A 19,082-nucleotide genomic window follows, 5' to 3' on the forward strand; every position below is an offset into this window, starting at 1 on the left:
TCATGTCGATCAACGACTGGATCCGGGCCCGCTACGCCGAATGGGGGCCGGCCCGATGGCCGGCCTTCGCCCTCGAGCTGCTGGCCGGCGTCACGCTGTTCGCGCTGATGGCGATGACCTGCGTCGACGTCGTCGGCCGCTACTTCTTCAACCATCCGCTGGATGGCGGTACCGAACTGACGGAAGTCGGGCTGGCGATCCTGGTGTTCGCCGAGATGCCGCTGATCACCTGTCGCGGCGGCCACGTGGTGGTGGACATCCTCGACCGCCGGCTCGGGCACCGGCTGGTCAAGGTGCTGGGGCTGCTGGCCACGCTGCTGATCTCGACCGCCTTCTATTTCCTGGCGGTACGGATCTTCGAGCTGGGCGAGCGTTCGCTGCGCCGAAACGAGGTCAGCGAGATGCTGCAGCTGCCGCTGGGCCTTGTGGCGCAGTATATCGCCGTCATGAGCTGGGTCACCGCCGCGGCGATGATCAGCTATGGCGCCTACCGCCTGATCAGACGTCACTGAGGAACTGTAACAATGACTGCCGCCCTTATCGGCTTTGCCGTTCTACTGCTCTGTATCATCGTCGTGCGCATTCCCATCGCCTTCGCGATGGGGATCGTCGGCTTTTTCGGCTTCGCCTTTCTGCAGGGGCTGTCGCTGGACGCCTTCCTGGATTTCCGCTGGAACAGCGTGCTGACGCTGGCGGCGAAAAGGGTCATCGACACCGTGCAGAACTACAGCCTGTCGGTGGTGCCGCTGTTCATCCTGATGGGCAACCTGATCACCCGCTCGGGACTGTCCCATGACCTCTACCAGGCCTCCAACGCCTTTCTGGGTCACCGCAAGGGCGGCCTGTCGATGGCCACCGTCGTCGCCTGCGGCGGCTTTTCCGCCATTTGCGGCTCGAGCCTGGCGACGTCTGCCACCATGGCCAAGGTGGCGATGCCACCGATGCGCAAGTTCGGCTACTCGGACGAACTGGCCACCGCGTCGATCGCCGCCGGCGGCACTCTCGGTATTCTGATCCCGCCCAGCGTGATCCTGGTGATCTATGGTCTGCTGACCGAGACCAGCATCCGCGAGCTGTTCGCCGCCGGTTTCATTCCGGGGCTGATCGGTATCCTGCTATACCTGGCCGCGGTGCGCTACGTCGTCTGGCGCAACCCCAAGGCGGGCCCCTGTGGCGAGCAATTCGACTGGTCGCAGCGGCTCCAGGCCCTCAAGGGCGTCTGGGGCGTGCTGGCGCTGTTCCTGCTGGTGATGGGCGGCATCTATCTGGGGATCTTCACCCCGACGGAAGCCGCCGGCATCGGCGCCGGCGGCGCCTTCCTCATCGCGCTGCTGCGCCGCTCGCTGAGCCTGGGGTCTCTGCTTGATACCCTCAACGAAACGGTGCGTACCACGACCATGCTGTTCAGCGTGCTGATCGGCGCACTGATCTTCTCGGACTTCGTCAACCGCGCCGGCCTGCCGGGCGACCTGCTGGGGCTGGTGGCCGGTCTCGATGTGCCGCCGCTGGTGGTGATCCTGGCGATCCTGGCGATCTACGTGGTGCTCGGAATGGTGTTCGAGAGCCTGTCGATGCTGCTGCTGACGGTGCCGATCTTCTACCCGCTGGTCGAGGGGCTGGGCTTCGACCTGGTCTGGTTCGGCATCGTGGTGGTGGTGGTCACCGAGATCAGCCTGATCACGCCGCCGGTCGGGATGAACATCTTCGTGCTCAGCGCCGTGTTGCAGGATGTCAGGACCGGCACGATTTTCCGCGGCGTCACGCCTTTCTGGTGCGCCGACATCGTGCGGCTGGCGCTGATCACGCTGGTGGCGCCGATCTCGCTGCTGCTGCCGCGGCTGCTCTACGGCTGAGAGACTGAGACTTGAGCACACAGAAAGCGGTCCCGCTGTCGCTATTGATTCTCCTGGGCGGCCTGACGGCGATAGCGCCGCTGTCGACCGACATGTACCTGCCGGCCTTTCCGGCCATGCGAGCGCAGCTGGGTCTGGCTCCCGGCGATATGGAGCTGAGCTTTTCGGCCTATTTTGTCGGCATGCTGCTTGGGATGCTCTGCTACGGCCCGGTCAGCGACCGTTTCGGGAGGCGTCCGCCACTGCTGTTCGGCATGGCACTCTATACCGTCACGTCGCTGCTGATCGCCGCCAGCGACTCGCTACCGGAGCTGGTGGCCTGGCGCCTGCTGCAGGGGCTCGGCGGCTGCGCCGGCACGGTGCTGACGGTCGCCATCGTGCGCGACCGCTGCCCACCGCAGCAGGCCGCGCGGGTGATGAGCCTGATCACCCTGGTGATGGGGCTGGCGCCGATCCTGGGTCCGCTGCTCGGCGGATGGATGCTGGCGCGCTGGGCCTGGCCCGCCATCTTTCTGGTGCTGGCCGGGTACGGTCTTGCCTGCCTGGTCGGCCTGCTGGTGCTGCTGGACGAAAGCCTGGCGCAGTGCCAGGAGCGCCTGCGAGTGGTTCCCGTGGTGCGCGGCTACGCCAAACTGCTGGTCGATCGCCGCTTTATCGGCTATGCGCTGAGCCAGGCCGGCACCAACGGCGCCATGATGGCCTATATCGTCGCGGCGCCCTTCGTGCTGATCGACCTCAACGGCGTGTCGCCGTCGCAGTTCGGCTTCTATTTCGGCGCCAATGCACTGGGGCTGGTAGCGGCCAGCCAGCTCAGCCGCTGGCTGCTGCGCACGCGCCCCGCGGCGGTGTTGCTGCACCGGGCGCTCTGGTTGCCGTCCCTGGCGGGCGCGCTGCTGCTGCTCAACCAACTGCTCGGAATGGACGGACTGGCGCTGGTACTGCCAGCCTTTTTCCTGCTGGTCACCAGCGTCGGCCTCGTGGCCCCCAATGCCACCGCGATGGCAATGGCGCAGCAGTCGCACCAGGCCGGCCAGGCGTCGGCGCTGCACGTCAGCCTCTACTTCGGCACCGGCATGCTGGGCAGCCTGCTGGTCGGGGTCTTCCATGACGGCAGCCTCTGGCCGGTGACGCTGGTGATCTTCGCGGTGGTCGTGATGGGGCGCCTGTCGCATCTGTGCATAAGCCGGCCGCTCGAGCGGCGAAACAGGGCGGCGGAGGAGGCGGACGTCGCCTTGGCAACCGAGAGCAGATGAGTGCGGGTGTGCACTGGGTGCACGCCAGGGCAGTTAATCGTTGTTGCTCCTGTGTGCCCCTCGCGATAATCGACATCACCTGATTGCCAGAACCTTAATACAGAAAGGTCTCAAGAAAGCCTCAAGCGCTTTCGCGCCGGACAGGAGATTCAACCGATAGTGGCGAGGAAAGGGATGCCGTCGCCGTTCGCCGGCCGGGCCTTTAAATAACTAGAAACCGGTACCCGACAATGAACAACAGTATTTCCCACGGCGTCACCGCCGAAAACTCCCGACTCTGGATCACCGTTGCCCTCTGCTTCACCGTCGCCCTGCTCGAGGGGATGGATCTGCAGGCGCCCGGTATCGCCGCGCCCGGCATGTCCGCCGCCTTCGGCCTCGACAGAATGGCCATGGGCTGGGTCTTCAGCGCCGGCATCCTCGGCCTGCTGCCCGGCGCGCTCGCCGGCGGCCGCCTGGCCGACCGCATCGGCCGCAAGGCGGTGCTGATCATGGCCACTGCGCTGTTCGGCCTTTTCTCCATCGCCACGGCCTATGCCTGGGATCTCTGGAGCCTGGTGGCGGCGCGTCTGCTGACCGGCGTCGGCCTCGGCGCGGCGCTGCCGAACCTGATCGCCTTGACCTCGGAATCGGCCGGCGAGCGTATGCGCGGCTTCGCCGTCAGCCTGATGTACTGCGGTGTGCCGCTCGGTGCCGCCCTGGCCGCGACCATCGGTATCGCCGAGTTTTCCGGCGGCTGGAAGGTGGTATTCCTGGTCGGCGGTCTGGTGCCGCTACTGATCCTGCCGCTGCTGATGTTCTGGCTGCCCGAATCCGCTGCCTTTCGCGCGCAGCAGAGCCGGCGTGGCGAAGTGTCCACTTCGGTCTGGCGCAGCCTGTTCCGTGATGGTGCCGCGACCCCGACGCTGCTGCTCTGGAGCTCCTATTTCTTCACGCTGCTGGTGGTCTACATGCTGATCAACTGGCTGCCGACGCTGCTGGTCGGCCAGGGCTTCTCGGCCTCCGAGGCGAGCTGGGTGATGTTTGCTTTCCAGATCGGCGCCGTCTTCGGCACTCTTGTACTGGGCCTGCTGATGGACCGTCTCAGCGCCCTGGCGCTGTCGGCGCTGATCTACTGTGGCATCCTCGGTTCGCTGGCCGGACTCGGTCTTTCGAGTCAACTCGAGTCGATGGTCGCGGCGGGCTTCCTCGCCGGGCTCTTCGCCACCGGCGGCCAGTCGGTGCTCTATGCGCTGGCGCCGATCTTCTACCGCACCGAGGTGCGCGCCACCGGCGTCGGCACCGCGGTGGCGGTCGGTCGCCTCGGCGCCATGAGCGGTCCGCTGGTCGCCGGCCAGGCGCTGGCGCTCGGCGCCGGTACCGCCGGCGTCATGGCCGCCACCGGTCCCGGTATCCTGATCGCCGCCGGCGCGGTGTTCGTTCTGCTGGGTCGTAAAAGCAACGAACAAAGCTGATAGCTGAAATCTTAAAGCTACAAAACGACACTGATGCATCCGCGTTGCGCGCCCCTAGCCTGGAATGAGCCGGAGGCGAATTCCGGGGGCGAAGGCAGGGGGCTCCAGCCGATCTGGTCCAGCGCTGCGGGCTGGCACTGCAGTTCCTGTCGACGTCCCGAGCTATTTAGCCTGACGAGGGCTGGATCAAGGTTGCCGCCGGTCGAGCGCACTCGTTGAATATCCGCCTGTCGCAGCGGCTGCAGACATCCGCATTGGCCTTCGGTACAGCCGAGGCGATGGCGGCCTTCGGCGTTTCGAAGATGCGTTCGGGACCGAGCTTGTCGAAGTAGCCGCTGCCCTTGAGTTCGTCGATTACCGTGCCTTTGAGCGAACTCAGCATCAGCCGTCCGCCCTGTTGTTCCATTCGGCGAGCTTCCTGAATCAGCATCTCGGCGCCGGCGACGTCGACGAAGTTGATGCCCTTGCCGACGATCAGCAGTTGTGTCCCCGCTGTCTCGCTCAGTCGGCGGATACGCTGCTGCACATGGTCGATGGCGCCGAAGAACAGCGAGCCGTCGATGCGCACGATCTTCAGCTGCGGACACTGGGCCAGTCCATAGCGACCGATATTGCGAATGCGGCGCTCCGGATGGTCCTGGATCGGCGCAACTTCCATCACGGTCGGACGGGAGGTGCGGCGCAGGTACACCACCAGCGACAGGATCACGCCGATGTAGATGGCGAACTCCAGCTCGATGAACAGAGTCGCCATGAAGGTGACGCCGAGCACCAGGGCTTCGTTGCGGTTGGCCCGCAGGATGCCACGGATATGGTGGAAGTCGATCAGGTTCCAGGCGATCAGCAGGATGGCGCCGGCCATCGCCGGCAGCGGCAGGTAGGCGGTGAGCCCCGGTACCAGCAGCAGGATGATCGCCAGCAGCACGGCGGCGAAGATCGCCGCCATCGGCGTCCGGGCGCCGGCATCGTAATTGGCGCCGGAGCGGGTGAAGGAGCCGGAGCCGGCATAGCAGGAAAAGAGGCTGCCGACGACGTTGGACAGGCCTTGGCCGATGAACTCCTGGTTGCCGTCGATCTGCTGCTGCGAGCGGATGGCGATGGCGCGGGCGATCGAGACCGCCTCGATCAGCCCCAGCAGGGCGATGGCGAAGGCGCCGGAGGTCAGCGCCTGCAGTGAGTGGGCTGACAGGTCCGGCATTGAGAGCGGTGGCAGGGTGCCGGGCAGGGCACCGACCAGCGCTACGCCGTTGCCGGCGCCATCGAGCAGCAGGCTGGTGAGGCTGCCGGCGAACATGCCGATCAGCAGGTGTGGCCAGCGTCGGTTGAAACGGCGTACCGCCAGGGCGGTCACCAGGGTGATCAGACCGATGGCGAGCGAATGGTGATTGAGCGTCATCAGGTCGGCGAACAGTGCCGCCATCCCCTCGATAAAGGAAAGGCCGCCGGGGACCTCGATACCCAGCAGATGCTTGAGCTGGCTGGCGCCGATCAGGATGGCCGCCCCGGCGGTGAAGCCGATCACCACCGTATGGGAGATGAAATTGACCAGGCTACCGAGACGCAGCAGCCCCAGCGCCAGCTGCATCAGGCCCGCCAGCAGTGTGATGGTCAGGACCGCGGCCAGGTATTGTGCCGGATCCAGTTCGCCGAGGCCGCTGGCGACGCTCATCACCACGATCGAGATCGCGGCGGTCGGGCCCGAGATCAGATGCAGCGACGAGCCGAACAGCGCGGCGACGACCGGTGTAATGATGGCGGTATAGAGACCATACTCCGGCGGCAGACCGGCGATGAAGGCGTAGGCGACGCCCTGCGGCAGCACGATGACGGCACCGGTCAGGCCGGCAACGAGGTCCCGGGTCAGTGTCTGTCGGTTGAGCGTCCGGCCCCAGCCGAGAAAGGGGAGCCAGGGTGCCAGTTTGCGGTTCATCTGTTTGCGCCTCCTCTGATCGAGCGGCCAGAGTAGAAAAAAATCGACATGCTGAAAAACGAAAAAAAATGGTTATGATGAACAAAAATTCCGAATAACGGCCGCCATGGATACCCAACTGCTGCAAACCTTTCTCGAAGTGAGCCGGACCCGCAACTTCGGCAAGGCCTCGGAGAATCTCTGTGTTTCGCCGTCGACGGTCAGCGCCCGCATCCGCCAGCTGGAGCAGCACCTGGGTCTGTCGCTGTTCACCCGCAGCCATCACCAGATCGGTCTGACCCCGGCGGGCGAGCGCATGGAGCGCCACGCCCGTTTCATTCTCAGTGCCTGGGAGCGGGCCTACGAGGACACGGCCCTGAGCGAACGGCACAAGCGCCGACTGGTGATCGCCGGCGTCGCCAGCCTCTGGGACATCTTCCTGCAGGACTGGCTCAACGGCATCTATCGCGACTATCCGAGCCTGGGCCTGCGCGCAGAGGAGAGCACGCCGCTGCGGGTGATCGAGAAACTGGAACAGAAGATGATCGATGTCGGCTTCATGTACGAGCCGCCGCGGATCCGGGACGTTGCCGTCGAGGAAGTGGCGACGGTGCCGCTGCAGCTGGTCGCGAGCCGTGCCGGATTAGCGGTCGAAGCGGCCATCGGTGAAGGCTATATCCGCGTCGAATGGGGCACCACCTTCGCCAGCCTGCACGAGAGCCATTTCCCGCAGCGGCTGCTGGCCCGTGGCCGCGTCAACAGCGGCCGTGTCGCATTGAACCTGATGCTGGGCTGTGGTGGCGCCGCCTACCTGCCGGCCTCGATCGTCGCGCCGTTGATCGAACAGGGCCGGTTGCATGCCGTCGAAGAGGCGCCGGTGATCGAGATGAAGGCGTATGCCGCCTTCGGCCTGCACAGCGAGCACCGGGCGTTGATTGCGGACCTGCTGGGCCGATTGTAGGAGCGCCGCGTAACCCACCCTGTCGGACCTTGGCCCAACCTGTCAGTCACCGGGAAGCCCCCAGACATAGGAGTCCATCGACAGCACGCTGTAGCTGATACCACCCTCGATGAAACGTGGCCGTTCCTGATCCGACGCGGCCCCCATCGCCACCAGCAGTGGCAGATAGTGTTCGTCGGTTGGATGGGCGCGCGCGGCATGGGGCGCGAGCCTTCGGTAGGCCAGCAGCTGCTCGACATCCCCGGCCATGACGGCATTCTGGTTCCACTGTGCGAATTCACGGACGTAGGCCGCCTCCGGTCCGGACTGGCGGATTTCATACAGGTTGTGGGTCATGCTGCCGGACGCCAGGATCATCACGCCCTGTTCGCGCAGCGGTGCCAGGGCTCTGCCGAGGCGCAGGGCGCCGGCGGTGTCGAGATTCCAGGGCATCGATACCTGAAATACCGGCACCCCGGCATCCGGCAGCAGGTGCAGCAGCGGCACCCAGGCGCCGTGGTCGAGTCCCCGCCGCGAATCCACATCCACGGCCAGGCCTGCCTCCGCCAACAGGCGCGCGGCCTCGGCGGCAAAGTGCAGAGTGCCGGGCGCCGGGTACTGCAGCTCGTAGAGCGGGCGGGGAAAACCGCCGAAGTCGTGAATGGTGTCGGGCCGGGCGGTTGTCGTCACCGCGACAGCACGGGTCTGCCAGTGCGGCGAGATCACGGCGATGGCCTCCACACCGCTCAGTTGCCCGCCGAGTTTACCGAGTTGCGGGCCCAGTCGACCTGGCTCGAGGGCAAAGGTCGGAGAACCATGGGATACAAAGAAAACCGGGGCGGTGGTCATGCCGTCTTCACTCTTGCAGGGAAAGGGCCGGGTGCGGGCTGGAAAAACATTTCAATCTAGTGCCGATACGATTGCGAATAAACATCGAATAATCGGACAGATCGTTGCATGGATAGCAACAATGCCAAAGGTCGCGTTATCAGGCGGGCGCGGGGCGGCGAAGCGCCACCGCCGCGTAATGCAGCTTAACAACGATGCCCCTTGTCTGTAACTTAGCGTTCTGGACAGTGATGACGAGGACAGCTTTGTCGATGAAGTTCCTGATTATCGGCGCCGGCGGTATCGGCGCCTATTACGGCGCCCGCCTGATCGAAGCCGGGCACCAGGTGGTGCTGGTGGCGCGCGGCGAACACCTGCGGGCGATGCAGCAGCGGGGGCTTAAGGTCCGCCACGAATCGCTGAATTTCAACCAGGCGGTCACCGCATTCGATGCTGGCACGCTGATGCGGCACTACGGTCCGGACGACTTCGACGTGGCACTTTTGGCACTGAAAAGCACCGCCACGGCGCCGGTTCTCGAAGAGCTGTCCGGCTGGCTGAAGCCCGGCAGGCTGCCGGTACTGTCGCTGCAAAACGGCGTCGACAACGAGCCGCTGCTGGCCGAGGCCTTGGGCAATGAGCGGGTGATCGGCGGTCTGGCGGTGCGCATTGGTGGCCATATCCTCGAACCCGGCGTGGTCGAAGCCGAGGGGCCGGCGCAAGTGGTCATGGGCGCCTGGCCGATGGAGCCCGAAACGCCCGATACCAGAGCCGACCTGCTGCAGCGCCTCGAGACCTGCTTCAACGGTGCCGGTATTCCGGCCAGAACGAGTCCGGATATCCGCACCGAGCTCTGGCGCAAGCTGGTGATCAACAACGGCGTCAATCCGCTCTCTGCGCTGACACTGCTCGATACCCGTAGCCTGACTCATCATGCGGAATTCGGGCCCATCGTCTACGGCCTGATGCAGGAGACGGCAGAGGCGGCCAGAGCGGACGGCGTCGAGCTGTCGCAGGCCGACATCGACGAGATGCACGAGTTGATTCGTTCGTTCAACGCCATCAAGACCTCGATGCTGGTGGACCGGGAGAAGGGCCGGCCGCTGGAGCTCGACAGCATCGCCGGTGCTGTGCTGGACCGCTGCCGCCACCAGGATGTCGCCGCGCCCTATACCGAGCTGGTCATGGCACTGCTCAGGCATGTAGGAGCTGCGCCCCGCAGCGAATAACGCCGACACCGAAGGAAAGCGTTCGCACCGGGGCGGCGCTCCTACGCAAGCACTGCAATCCCATCCGTAGGAGCTGCGCCCCGCAGCGAACAACGTCGGCACCGAACACAAGCATTCGCACCGGGGAAGCGCCCTTTGGGGGAACTCCTACAATACCCGAGCGGTGGGCGTTGCTCAGGCCGTACACTCGCCGCGCAGCGGCCGGCCCAGGGCCTCGCGCAGCGGGTCGCCGGCCAGGCCCAGGCCGGTCAGCACCTGCAACTTGGCGAAGGCGGCCTCGGGCGTGATATCGGCGCCGGGAATGACGCCGATGCGGTTGAGGGTGGCGCCGGTCGCATAGGTGCCCTGGCTGACGGCGCCCTGCTGGCACTGGCTGATGTTGAGGATGGCGATGCCACCTGCGGTCGCCCGCTCGAGGGCGGCGATCAGCGCCCGGTCGGCATCCGGCGGGTTGCCGACACCGTAGGTCTGCAGCACCAGGCCGCGGATGCCCGGTCGCTGCAGTACCGTTTCGATGAGATCCGCGGGGATGCCGGGAAATACCGGTATCATCACCACCGCCGCAGGATCGAAATCCGGGATCTCGAAGCGCGGTTCGGACGGCGGCAGCAGCCGATGCGTCTGCAGCTCGATATCGATGCCGACCCGCCCGAGCCAGGGAAAGTTGGGCGAGTCGAAGGCATCGAAGCCGTCGCTTCTGACCTTGCGGCTGCGGTTGCCGCGCAGCAGGCGGCCGTTGAAGCAGACGCAGACCTCGGCGATATCGCAGTTGCCGGCCAGCAGCAGGGCGGTGATCAGGTTGTCGAGGGCGTCGTTGCGCAGTTCCGCCAGCGGGATCTGGGAGCCGGTGAGGATCACCGGCTTGTCCAGTCCCGGCAGCATGAACGACAGCGCCGAGGCGCTGTAGGCCATGGTGTCGGTACCGTGCAGCACGACGAAGCCGTCGTACTGCGCCCAGTGTTCGGCCAGGGTGCGGGCGATGCGTTGCCAGTGGGCCGGTACCAGGTTGGCGCTGTCGATCAGGTGCCCGTACTCGATGAGATCATAGGCCGGCAGTTGCCCGGTCGCCCGACTGTCGAGCTGCTGCAGCAGCCGGTCGTGAAAGCCCGGCATCGGCACGTAGCCGTCCCCGGTCGACAGCATGCCGATGGTGCCGCCGGTATAGAGGATCAGGATGCGCCGGCTCATGGCGCCTCCGGTAGCGGTGCCAGCATCGCCTGCGGGCTCAGCAGCCGGTCGAGCTGCAATGCGTCCAGCAACCCCTCGGCCACCACCAGTTCCCGCACCGTCGAACCGCTGTTGAGCGCCGTAGCGGCAATACGGGACGCATTGCCGTAGCCGATATGGGGCACCAGGGCGGTGATGACGCCGATGCTGTTTTCCAGGTGACGGGCGCACTGCTCGCGATTGGCGCGAATGCCGCGGATGCAGCGCTCTTCCAGCATGGTGCAGGCGTTGCAGAGCATGCGGATCGAGTTCAGCAGGTTGTAGACGATCATCGGTTCCATGGCGTTGAGCTGCAGCTGGCCGGCTTCGGCCGCCAGGGTCACCGCCAGGTCGCTGGCGATCACCTGGTAGGCGGTCTGGTTGACCGCTTCGGGGATCACCGGGTTGACCTTGCCCGGCATGATCGACGAGCCCGGCTGCATCGGCGGCAGCAGGATCTCGGCGAAACCGGTGCGCGGACCGCTGGACAGCAGGCGCAGATCGTTGCACATCTTGCCGATCTTGACGGCAAAGCGCTTCAGAATCCCCGAGAAGAACACGAAGGCGCCCATATCGGAGGTCGCCTCGACCAGGTGCGCCGCCGGCACGATCGGCTTGCCGGAGAGTTCGGCCAGGTAGCGCACCGCCAGCGCCTGGTAGCGCGGATGGGCGTTGATGCCGGTGCCGATGGCGGTGCCGCCGAGATTGACCTCGCACAGCAGGGCGCAGGCTTCGTGAATGCGGTCGATATCCTCTCCGAGGTTGACGGCGAAGCCCTCGAACTCCTGGCCCAGGGTCATCGGCACCGCATCCTGCAGTTGGGTGCGGCCCATTTTCACGACATCGGCGAACTCCTCGCCCTTGGCCAGCAGCGCCTTTTTCAGGCTGGCAATCGCGTCGATCAATGGCTCTGCGGCGAACTGCACACTGAGGCAGGCGGCGGTCGGATAGGCGTCGTTGGTCGACTGGGAGCGGTTGACGTCGTCGTTGGGGTGCAGGTGCTGGTACTGTCCCTTTTCATGCCCCAGTTTTTCCAGCGCCAGGTTGGCGATCACCTCGTTGGCATTCATGTTGGTCGAGGTGCCGGCGCCGCCCTGGATCAGGTCGACGACGAACTGATCGTGCAGCCGGTCGGCGATGATCTCGTCGCAGGCCGTGAGGATCGCTTCGGCCTTGCGGCCGTCGAGCACACCGAGGTCGCGGTTGGCGCGGGCGGCGGCGGCCTTGACCATCGCCAGCGCCTTCACCAGTTCCGGAAAGTGACTGATCGGCACGCCGGTGATGGAAAAGTTGTCCAGGGCGCGCTGGGTCTGGATGCCGTACCAGGCATCCTCGGGTACTGCCAGATCGCCAAGCAGGTCGTGTTCAATGCGCGTGTTCATCGGGTTCAATGCACTCAGCAAAAGTGAGGGTAGGGAGCCCGCAGGCGGTATGCCTGCGGGCCGGTGGCAATCAGTTGGATGTGGCGGTCGCGGGGCGTGTGGCGGCCTGCCGGGCCCGTTCGAGGTCTTCGGGTTCGATCTCCCAGGCCACCGGATCGACGTTCATATCGGCGAAGCGGGCGGCATCGAACACCGGCTGCTCGACGCCGGCCCTGATCTGATCGTCGAAGTCGCGCATGATACGCAGGCCGGGCTTGATCAGCATGATCAGCGCAAACAGGTTGGCCAGTGCCAGCAGCCCCATGGTGACATCGGCGAAGGCGAAGACGGTGCCAAGATCCGTGGTGGCGCCCCAGCACACCAGGCCGATGATGGCGACGCGGAAGCCGTTGAACAGGTTCTGGTTCTCGGTGCTGAAGAAGTTCAGGCTGTTCTCGCCCAGGTAGTAGTTGTAGAGGATGGTGCTGAAGCCGAACAGCAGCAGCGCGACGCTGACGAAGCTGCGGCCCCATTCGCCGACGTGTTCGGCCAGCGAAGCCTGGGTCAGGGCGACGCCGCCGACATCGGAGGCCGTGGCCGGATCGTAGACACCGCTGAGCAGGATGATGAAGGCGGTGGCCGAGCAGATGATCAGGGTGTCGATAAAGACCGAGAAGGCCTGGACGATGCCCTGGTTGGCCGGGTGTGGTACATAGGCCACCGCGGCCACGTTGGGGGCGCTGCCAAGGCCCGCCTCGTTGGAGAACAGGCCGCGCTTGACGCCCATCAGGATCGCCGCGCCGATACCCCCGCCGACCGCCTGCTCGAGGCCGAAGGCGCTGTTGACGATCAGCATGAAGACGTCGGGAATGCGCTCGAGGTTCAGCCCCAGCACCGCCAGGGCGATGAGGATGTAGCTGCCGGCCATCACCGGCACCAGCACTTCGGAGACCCTGGCGATGCGCTTGACGCCGCCGAAGATGATCAGGCCGACGATCATCGCCAGACCAATGCCGGTGTAGAAGACCGGTACGCCGAAGGCGTCGTCGAACGAGGTCGCCACGGCATAGGATTGCAGCGCGGTGAAGCCGAAACCGAAGGTCGCCAGCAGCAGCACCGAGTAGAGGCCGGCGAGCCATTTCCAGTTGCGGCCAAGGCCGCGGGAAATGTAGTAGGCGGGGCCGCCGCGGTAGGTGCCGTCCGGCTCGGCCTGCTTGTAGGCCTGGGCCAGGGTGCATTCGAGGAAGCTGGTGGCCATGCCCATCAGGCCGACCATCCACATCCAGAAAATGGCACCGGGGCCGCCGAGGGTGATGGCGACGGCGACGCCGGCGATGTTGCCGCCGCCGACACGGCCGGCGACCGACAGCAGCAGTGCCTGGAAGGAACTGAGGTGGCCGTGCTTGTCGCGCTGGAATGCCTGGCTGGCGCCGAGGATCCGGAACATCCGGCCGAAGTAGCGAAACTGGACGAAGCGGGAGGCGACGGTGAAGCCGATACCGACGGTGATCAGCAGCACGATCAGGACCTTGCCCCAGAGCAGGTCGTTGAGAAAGTCCAACATAGGGTAACTCCGCTGTTGTTGTTGTATGTACGCCTGTCCATTTAAACAGCGGGGCCTATCGGATAGAATTTGACGCACTGGTGATCTTTGGCGCACACTGGTGCTTGAAACTGCGCCAAAGTGCGCCAAAATCCGTCGGTGCCTGGTCAGGTGTGGGAGCGGCGTACCCAGAGGGCACTTAACCCGCAGCGAACCGACGGCGGCAGGGAACTCTCTATTCGCACCGGGGCGGCGCTCCTACGGACTCACGACTCAGCATGAATCCATGAACGAAGATTTCGGCCGAAACCTCCGGCTGCTCTGCAGTTACTACAAGTCGATTGCCGAAGTCTGCCGGCGGCTGGATATCAATCGTCCGCAGTTCAACCGCTATCTGAGCGGACGCTACCGGCCCTCCGCCAGCACCCTGCGCCGCTTTTGCGAGTTCTTCGGTGTCGAGGAGGACGAGATCCTGCTGCCCCACAGCCAGTTTCAGCGTCTGGTGCAGGTGCGGCCGCAGGCCCGCACCGCTGCGCCCGAGTCGACCTCGCCGGAAGCCGTTCATCTGGCACGGCTCGGCGAACTGGGCAGCGGCGGGCTCGATCGCTACTTGGGTTACTACTTCGAGTATTACCTTTCGATGGCCAGCCCCGGCAAGCTGTTGCGCACCCTGGTCTGCCTCGAGCGGCGCGATGGCCGGGTCTACTACCAGCGCACCGAACGGATGGTGCCGCATCCCGGCGAACCTCCCTGTCACAACCGCTACCTCGGTGTCGCCCACTTCCTCACCGACCGCATCTTCATGACCGACTACGAGTCGCTCAACAGCCACGAGATCACCCAGACCATTCTCTTCCCCAGCTTCAAGAACCGCCTGTCGCGCCTCACCGGCCTGAAAATCGGCGTCTCGGACAACAGCGAACGGATGCCCTGTTGTGCCCGGGTACTGTACGAGTACCTGGGAGCGGAAGTGAATCTCAGAAAGGCGCTGGCGCTGTGCGGCGCCTACGATCTCGACTCGCCCGAGATCGACGACTCCATCCTGCGCGCCGTGCGCAACGATGTCGGGGAAGGGGAGTGGCACTTCCGCGCAAGGCATTGATCAATGGCGAGTGGACAGAGAACAGTTAACAGCCGATATGATGGGTGCAGCGCAGCGTAACCCATCATATCGATCGTAGTCCCGATCGATTGGTTGCGCTTGGCAGCGGCGTTTGGTGTTGGGTTAGGCGGCTTCGCCGCTGCACCCAACCTACTAGTGCAACTCCTTGCGTTCGCGGGCCAGGATGCGGTCGGCATCGAGTCCGGAGATCGGCGAATCGGTATCGGCCGGGATATCGCCGCTCAGTTGCAACGCCAGGTAACGCATCGAGCAGACGCGCAGGAAGGAGGTGAAGTTGCCGAGGTCATGGCCGGCGTCGATCGACTCGTGGTAGAGCCGGGTGATCATCTGCGGCACGTTCATCCCGTCGCGCCGGGCGACCTCCTCGAGGATGCTCCAGAAGCAGTTTTCCAGCCGCACGCTCGTCACCATGCCGTCGATACGCAGCGATCGCGTGGTACTGACCCAGAGCTTCGGGTCGGCGTTGATAAACAGCTTGCACATGGGGCGATCTCCGGTCGAGTCTGCGTATAGCATTCTAGTGCGACGGGGCCGCAACCGACAGTGTGCCGGCGCCGTCCCACGGGAGATCGCCCCGTGGAAGGCCGCCCCGTCGAAACAGCGCTGTCAGCTGTCGAGCAGTGCCATGAACTGGGACAGCCAGGCCGGATGGGCCGGCCAGGCCGGAGCCGTCACCAGGTTGCCGTCGGTGATGGCGGCGTCGATGGCGATATCGGCATACTCGCCACCGGCCTGTTCGACCTCGGGGCGGCAGGCAGGGTAGGCGGAGCAGGCGCGGCCCTGCAGCACGCCGGCCGCGGTCAGCAACTGGGCACCATGACAAATGGCCGCGACCGGCTTGTCGGTTTCGAAGAAGTGCCGAATCGCCTTCAGCACGGCCGGATTCAGGCGCAGGTATTCGGGGGCACGGCCGCCGGGTATCACCAGCGCATCATAGGCTTCGACGTCAATGGTGTCGAAATCGGCATTGAGGCTGAAGTTGTGGCCGCGCTTTTCGGTGTAGGTCTGGTCGCCCTCGAAGTCGTGGATCGCCGTCGCGACGGTTTCGCCCGCTTTCTTGCCCGGGCAGACCGCATCGACCCGGTGACCGACGGCCAGCAGGGTCTGAAAGGGCACCATGGTCTCGTAGTCTTCGGTGAAATCGCCGGTGATCATCAGGATGTTCTTCTTGTTCACTGTCTGGCCTCCGCTTGTTCAGGTGGAGGTCAAGTTCTAACAGCTGCGGCCGGTCAGGTGGTATTAGTGGATTACTACCAGTCACCCATGCCGCTGTTTTGGCTAAGCTAAAGGCATTTGAGTGCGACCTGTGCCGGGGAATGGAACTATGGGCAAACGCATTACCATCATTCAGGGACATCCGGATCCCGACCGACAGCATCTGGGCTACGCGCTCGCCGATGCCTATGCCGACGGTGCCCGTACCGCCGGTCACGAAGTGCGCCTTCTCGAGGTCGCCCGGCTGGATTTCCCGCTGTTGCGGACCAAACAGGCGTTCGAGGAAGAGAAGCCGCCGGAAGTGATCCTCGACGCCCAGGACGCGATCCGCTGGGCTCAGCACCTGGTGATTTTCTATCCGCTCTGGCTCGGCACCATGCCGGCACTGCTTAAGGCCTTCCTCGAGCAGGTACTGCGGCCGGACTTCGCGTTCAATATCCGTGACGACGGTCAGTGGGACAAGCAGCTGCGCGGGCGCAGCGCCCGGGTGATCATCACCATGGGCATGCCGGCGCTGGCCTACCGCTTTTACTTCGGCGCCCACGGGTTGAAAAATCTCAAGCGCAACATACTCGGTTTCTGTGGTGTCGAGCCGGTCAACACGACCCTGTTTGGCCGCGTCGAAGCGGCCGACGAAAGCCGGTGTCAGAACTGGCTGCTGGAAGTCTACAAGCTGGGGGCGGATGCGGAATAAGCCTGTACCCTGTAAAGCGTCATTTTCAATCGGGATTGACCGATGTTCGTGCTCAAGACCTTTGCGCTTTTTGCGCTGACCGCACTCTTCGAGATACTGGGATGCTATCTGCCCTGGCTCTGGCTGCGCAAGGAGGGACCGGCCTGGTTGCTGCTGCCGGCGGCGCTGAGCCTGGCCCTGTTTGCCTGGCTGCTGTCGCTGCATCCGACGGCGGCGGGGCGGGTCTATGCGGCCTATGGCGGCGTATATGTCGGTATCGCCATAGTCTGGCTCTGGATTGTCGACGGTGTCCGGCCCACGACCTGGGACCTGGTGGGCGTTGCGGTCTGTTTCGTCGGCATGGGTATCATCATGTTCGGCAGCCGCCCCGGCTGAAGCGAGGCGGGTTCAGTGCAGAGTCAGGCCGAATGGGCCAGAATGAAAGCCTGTCCCCAGTTGGAGGCTGGATCGATGAAAAAGAACATACTGGCGTCGCTCGGTATTGCGCTATTGCTCAGCGCCGGTCTGGTAAGCGCCGATCCCGGGAAGAACGAATCGGGGCACCCGGGCAAGGGGCCCAAACACGGGGCTCCCGCGACCCAGCACGATTCCTGGTTCCACCAGCACGGCTACAGCCGGCTCGATATTCCGCCGGGTCACTATCCGCCGCCAGGCCAGTGCCGGGTCTGGTTCCCGGACCGCCCGCCGGGCCATCAGCCACCGCCGGAGCGCTGTCGCGGGGCCGGGGTACCGCCGGGCGCCTGGCTGATACGGCACCCGGCCGACCGGCCGGATCATGTCCATATTTCGGTCTACGACCCTTACGAGCCGGGGGCGATTCAGGTGGTTGGCGAGTTCGAGATCGGCTCCGGCCTCTTCATCCGGCTGGTCCTGGACTGAGGGGATTTTCAGTCCCGTTTCAGCGCCCGGCGCCAAACTGGCAATCGTCATTCCGCGTACAGGTGTAACACCCGGAGTCCCGCTTATGGATAATGGGGCCCTGTGAATGCCGGATCCGACGAGGGGAAACGATATGCCGTACAAAGAACTCAGCGCCGAAGAGAAGCACATCATCATCGACAAGGGGACCGAACGCCCCTTTACCGGGAAGTACAACGACTTCTTCGAGACCGGCATCTACACCTGCAAGCAGTGCGGTGCGCCGCTCTATCGCTCCGAGGACAAGTTCCCGTCCCATTGCGGCTGGCCCAGTTTCGATGACGAGATCGAGGGCGCCATCCGTCGCGAAGTGGATGCCGACGGACGTCGCACCGAGATCCTCTGCGCCAACTGCGGCGGCCATCTCGGCCATGTGTTCGAAGGCGAGATGCAAACCGCCAAGAACGTGCGCCATTGCGTCAACTCTGTGTCGATGAATTTCCTCAGTGCCGAGGAACTGGCCCGGCGTGCCGGAGGCGAGCTGAAGAAGGCCTATTTCGCCGGCGGCTGTTTCTGGGGTGTCGAGCATCTGATGCAGCAGCAGCCGGGTGTCGTCTCGGTGGTCTCTGGTTACATGGGCGGTCACAAGGACGAGCCGACTTACCGGGAAGTCTGTGGCAAGACCACCGGCCATCTCGAAGTCGTCGAAGTCAGCTATGACCCGAAGCAGGTGAGTTTCGAGACCCTGGCGAAGCTGTTCTTCGAGATCCACGACCCGACCCAGGTCGACGGCCAGGGGCCGGATCTCGGTGAGCAGTACGCCTCGGCGATTTTCTGCAACGACGAGCAGGAAAAGGAGACTGCCCAGAAGCTGATCGATATCCTCAGGGGCAAGGGCTACGACGTCGTCACCCGGCTGCTGCCGATGGCGCCGTTCTGGCGTGCCGAGGAGTATCACCAGGACTACTACGCCAAGACCGGCAAGATGCCGTACTGCCACCGCTATCAAAAGCGATTCTGACCAGCTTTCGGCTCTTGTAGGCGCTCGCTCCGCGAGCGAATGACCGCGATTCAACACCGCTATCATCCCATGCTTGAGAAGATCATCAGCGGCGGCCAGACCGGCGCCGACCGGGCGGCCCTGGATGCCGCCCTCGAAGCCGGCTTTCCGGCCGGCGGCTGCTGTCCCGTTGGCCGCAAGGCCGAGGACGGGACCATCGATGCCCGTTACCCGTTGCAGGAGATCGGCGGCGGTTACCGGGCGCGCACGCGCCGCAACGTCGAGGATGCGGACGGCACCGCCATTTTCTATTCCTCGACGCCGAGCGGCGGTACCGAGCTGACGCTCCTGTTCTGCATCAAAACCGGCAAGCCCTACAAACTGATCGATATCGACCTGGTTACCCCTGAACGGGCTGCGCAGCTGCTGGCTGTTTTTGCAGGGGGCGCGGGTATCGCGACGCTTAACGTCGCAGGTCCCCGGCACAGCGGTTGTCCGGCCGTTTATGCCTTTGTCAAAGACAGCGTCAGCAGGCTGATCGCCGCGGGTGACCACAGGCAGGGCTGAACCGAATGGCCGCGCACCGCGTATCGGGCGTTAAATCCCTGTAGCGGAC

At 64.6% G+C, this 19,082-nt stretch carries 19 protein-coding genes; 12 read left to right on the top strand and 7 right to left on the bottom strand.

Annotated features, from left to right (window positions below):
* Positions 1 to 2: 2 nt before the first annotated feature.
* The 4 genes from ACFQDL_RS16650 to mhpT all read left to right on the top strand — a co-directional run bounded on the left by ACFQDL_RS16650 (position 3) and on the right by mhpT (position 4,560).
* The gene (locus ACFQDL_RS16650; RefSeq protein ID WP_379910016.1) at positions 3 to 512 is read left to right on the top strand and encodes a TRAP transporter small permease; all 510 of its coding nucleotides are present in this window, start codon (positions 3 to 5) and stop codon (positions 510 to 512) included.
* Between the two features lie 12 nt (positions 513 to 524).
* The gene (locus tag ACFQDL_RS16655; RefSeq protein ID WP_379910017.1) at positions 525 to 1,853 is read left to right on the top strand and encodes a TRAP transporter large permease; all 1,329 of its coding nucleotides are present in this window, start codon (positions 525 to 527) and stop codon (positions 1,851 to 1,853) included.
* 11 nt (positions 1,854 to 1,864) lie between these two features.
* Positions 1,865 to 3,106 carry a multidrug effflux MFS transporter gene (locus ACFQDL_RS16660; protein ID WP_379910018.1) on the top strand — a complete coding sequence of 414 codons (1,242 nt, stop codon included), beginning with the start codon at positions 1,865 to 1,867 and terminating at the stop codon, positions 3,104 to 3,106.
* Between the two features lie 230 nt (positions 3,107 to 3,336).
* Positions 3,337 to 4,560, top strand: coding sequence for a 3-(3-hydroxy-phenyl)propionate transporter MhpT (gene mhpT / locus ACFQDL_RS16665; protein ID WP_379910019.1), 1,224 nt, complete (start codon positions 3,337 to 3,339; stop codon positions 4,558 to 4,560).
* 166 nt (positions 4,561 to 4,726) lie between these two features.
* On the opposite strand, the gene ACFQDL_RS16670 is transcribed toward mhpT, so the two are convergent.
* Complete coding sequence (locus ACFQDL_RS16670; RefSeq protein WP_379910020.1) at positions 4,727 to 6,490, bottom strand: SulP family inorganic anion transporter; 1,764 nt, start codon at positions 6,488 to 6,490, stop codon at positions 4,727 to 4,729.
* Positions 6,491 to 6,596: 106 nt separating this feature from the next.
* Here ACFQDL_RS16670 and ACFQDL_RS16675 point away from each other — a divergent pair, with 106 nt between their 5' ends.
* On the top strand, positions 6,597 to 7,430 hold the full coding sequence (locus ACFQDL_RS16675; protein ID WP_379910021.1) for a LysR family transcriptional regulator: 834 nt from the start codon (positions 6,597 to 6,599) through the stop codon (positions 7,428 to 7,430).
* A 42-nt stretch (positions 7,431 to 7,472) separates the two neighbouring features.
* On the opposite strand, the gene ACFQDL_RS16680 is transcribed toward ACFQDL_RS16675, so the two are convergent.
* Positions 7,473 to 8,258, bottom strand: a complete 786-nt coding sequence (locus ACFQDL_RS16680; RefSeq protein ID WP_379910022.1) for a dioxygenase family protein — start codon at positions 8,256 to 8,258, stop codon at positions 7,473 to 7,475.
* A gap of 251 nt (positions 8,259 to 8,509) precedes the next feature.
* Between ACFQDL_RS16680 and ACFQDL_RS16685 the strand changes: the two genes are divergently transcribed.
* Entirely contained in the window at positions 8,510 to 9,466 is a 957-nt protein-coding gene (locus ACFQDL_RS16685) for a ketopantoate reductase family protein (RefSeq protein WP_379910023.1), read from the top strand.
* 174 nt (positions 9,467 to 9,640) lie between these two features.
* Here ACFQDL_RS16685 and ACFQDL_RS16690 read toward each other — a convergent pair whose 3' ends face one another.
* From ACFQDL_RS16690 to ACFQDL_RS16700, 3 genes are all read right to left on the bottom strand, one after another.
* On the bottom strand, positions 9,641 to 10,654 hold the full coding sequence (locus ACFQDL_RS16690; protein WP_379910024.1) for a type I asparaginase: 1,014 nt from the start codon (positions 10,652 to 10,654) through the stop codon (positions 9,641 to 9,643).
* Positions 10,651 to 12,054: an aspartate ammonia-lyase gene (locus tag ACFQDL_RS16695; protein WP_379910025.1), complete on the bottom strand. Its 1,404-nt coding sequence runs from the start codon at positions 12,052 to 12,054 to the stop codon at positions 10,651 to 10,653. Before ACFQDL_RS16695 ends, ACFQDL_RS16690 begins: the two co-directional genes overlap by 4 nt.
* A 70-nt stretch (positions 12,055 to 12,124) precedes the next feature.
* Positions 12,125 to 13,597, bottom strand: a complete 1,473-nt coding sequence (locus ACFQDL_RS16700) for an alanine/glycine:cation symporter family protein (protein WP_379910026.1) — start codon at positions 13,595 to 13,597, stop codon at positions 12,125 to 12,127.
* A 265-nt stretch (positions 13,598 to 13,862) separates the two neighbouring features.
* Here ACFQDL_RS16700 and ACFQDL_RS16705 point away from each other — a divergent pair, with 265 nt between their 5' ends.
* Positions 13,863 to 14,678, top strand: a complete 816-nt coding sequence (locus tag ACFQDL_RS16705) for a helix-turn-helix transcriptional regulator (protein ID WP_379910027.1) — start codon at positions 13,863 to 13,865, stop codon at positions 14,676 to 14,678.
* Between the two features lie 153 nt (positions 14,679 to 14,831).
* On the opposite strand, the gene ACFQDL_RS16710 is transcribed toward ACFQDL_RS16705, so the two are convergent.
* Both ACFQDL_RS16710 and ACFQDL_RS16715 read right to left on the bottom strand, forming a co-directional pair.
* Positions 14,832 to 15,182: a ribbon-helix-helix domain-containing protein gene (locus ACFQDL_RS16710; protein WP_379910028.1), complete on the bottom strand. Its 351-nt coding sequence runs from the start codon at positions 15,180 to 15,182 to the stop codon at positions 14,832 to 14,834.
* 123 nt (positions 15,183 to 15,305) lie between these two features.
* Positions 15,306 to 15,875, bottom strand: a complete 570-nt coding sequence (locus ACFQDL_RS16715; RefSeq protein ID WP_379910029.1) for a DJ-1/PfpI family protein — start codon at positions 15,873 to 15,875, stop codon at positions 15,306 to 15,308.
* A gap of 148 nt (positions 15,876 to 16,023) precedes the next feature.
* Between ACFQDL_RS16715 and ACFQDL_RS16720 the strand changes: the two genes are divergently transcribed.
* From ACFQDL_RS16720 to ACFQDL_RS16740, 5 genes are all read left to right on the top strand, one after another.
* The gene (locus ACFQDL_RS16720) at positions 16,024 to 16,608 is read left to right on the top strand and encodes an NAD(P)H-dependent oxidoreductase (RefSeq protein ID WP_379910030.1); all 585 of its coding nucleotides are present in this window, start codon (positions 16,024 to 16,026) and stop codon (positions 16,606 to 16,608) included.
* Between the two features lie 42 nt (positions 16,609 to 16,650).
* On the top strand, positions 16,651 to 16,983 hold the full coding sequence (locus ACFQDL_RS16725) for a YnfA family protein (protein ID WP_379910031.1): 333 nt from the start codon (positions 16,651 to 16,653) through the stop codon (positions 16,981 to 16,983).
* 75 nt (positions 16,984 to 17,058) lie between these two features.
* On the top strand, positions 17,059 to 17,487 hold the full coding sequence (locus tag ACFQDL_RS16730) for a hypothetical protein (protein ID WP_379910032.1): 429 nt from the start codon (positions 17,059 to 17,061) through the stop codon (positions 17,485 to 17,487).
* A 133-nt stretch (positions 17,488 to 17,620) separates the two neighbouring features.
* Positions 17,621 to 18,487, top strand: coding sequence for a bifunctional methionine sulfoxide reductase B/A protein (locus ACFQDL_RS16735; protein ID WP_379910033.1), 867 nt, complete (start codon positions 17,621 to 17,623; stop codon positions 18,485 to 18,487).
* Between the two features lie 39 nt (positions 18,488 to 18,526).
* Positions 18,527 to 19,033, top strand: coding sequence for a YpsA SLOG family protein (locus ACFQDL_RS16740; RefSeq protein ID WP_379910034.1), 507 nt, complete (start codon positions 18,527 to 18,529; stop codon positions 19,031 to 19,033).
* Positions 19,034 to 19,082 lie beyond the last annotated feature (49 nt).

The sequence above is a fragment of the Marinobacterium aestuariivivens genome, from assembly GCF_042661465.1.
Classification (GTDB): domain Bacteria; phylum Pseudomonadota; class Gammaproteobacteria; order Pseudomonadales; family Balneatricaceae; genus Marinobacterium_A; species Marinobacterium_A aestuariivivens.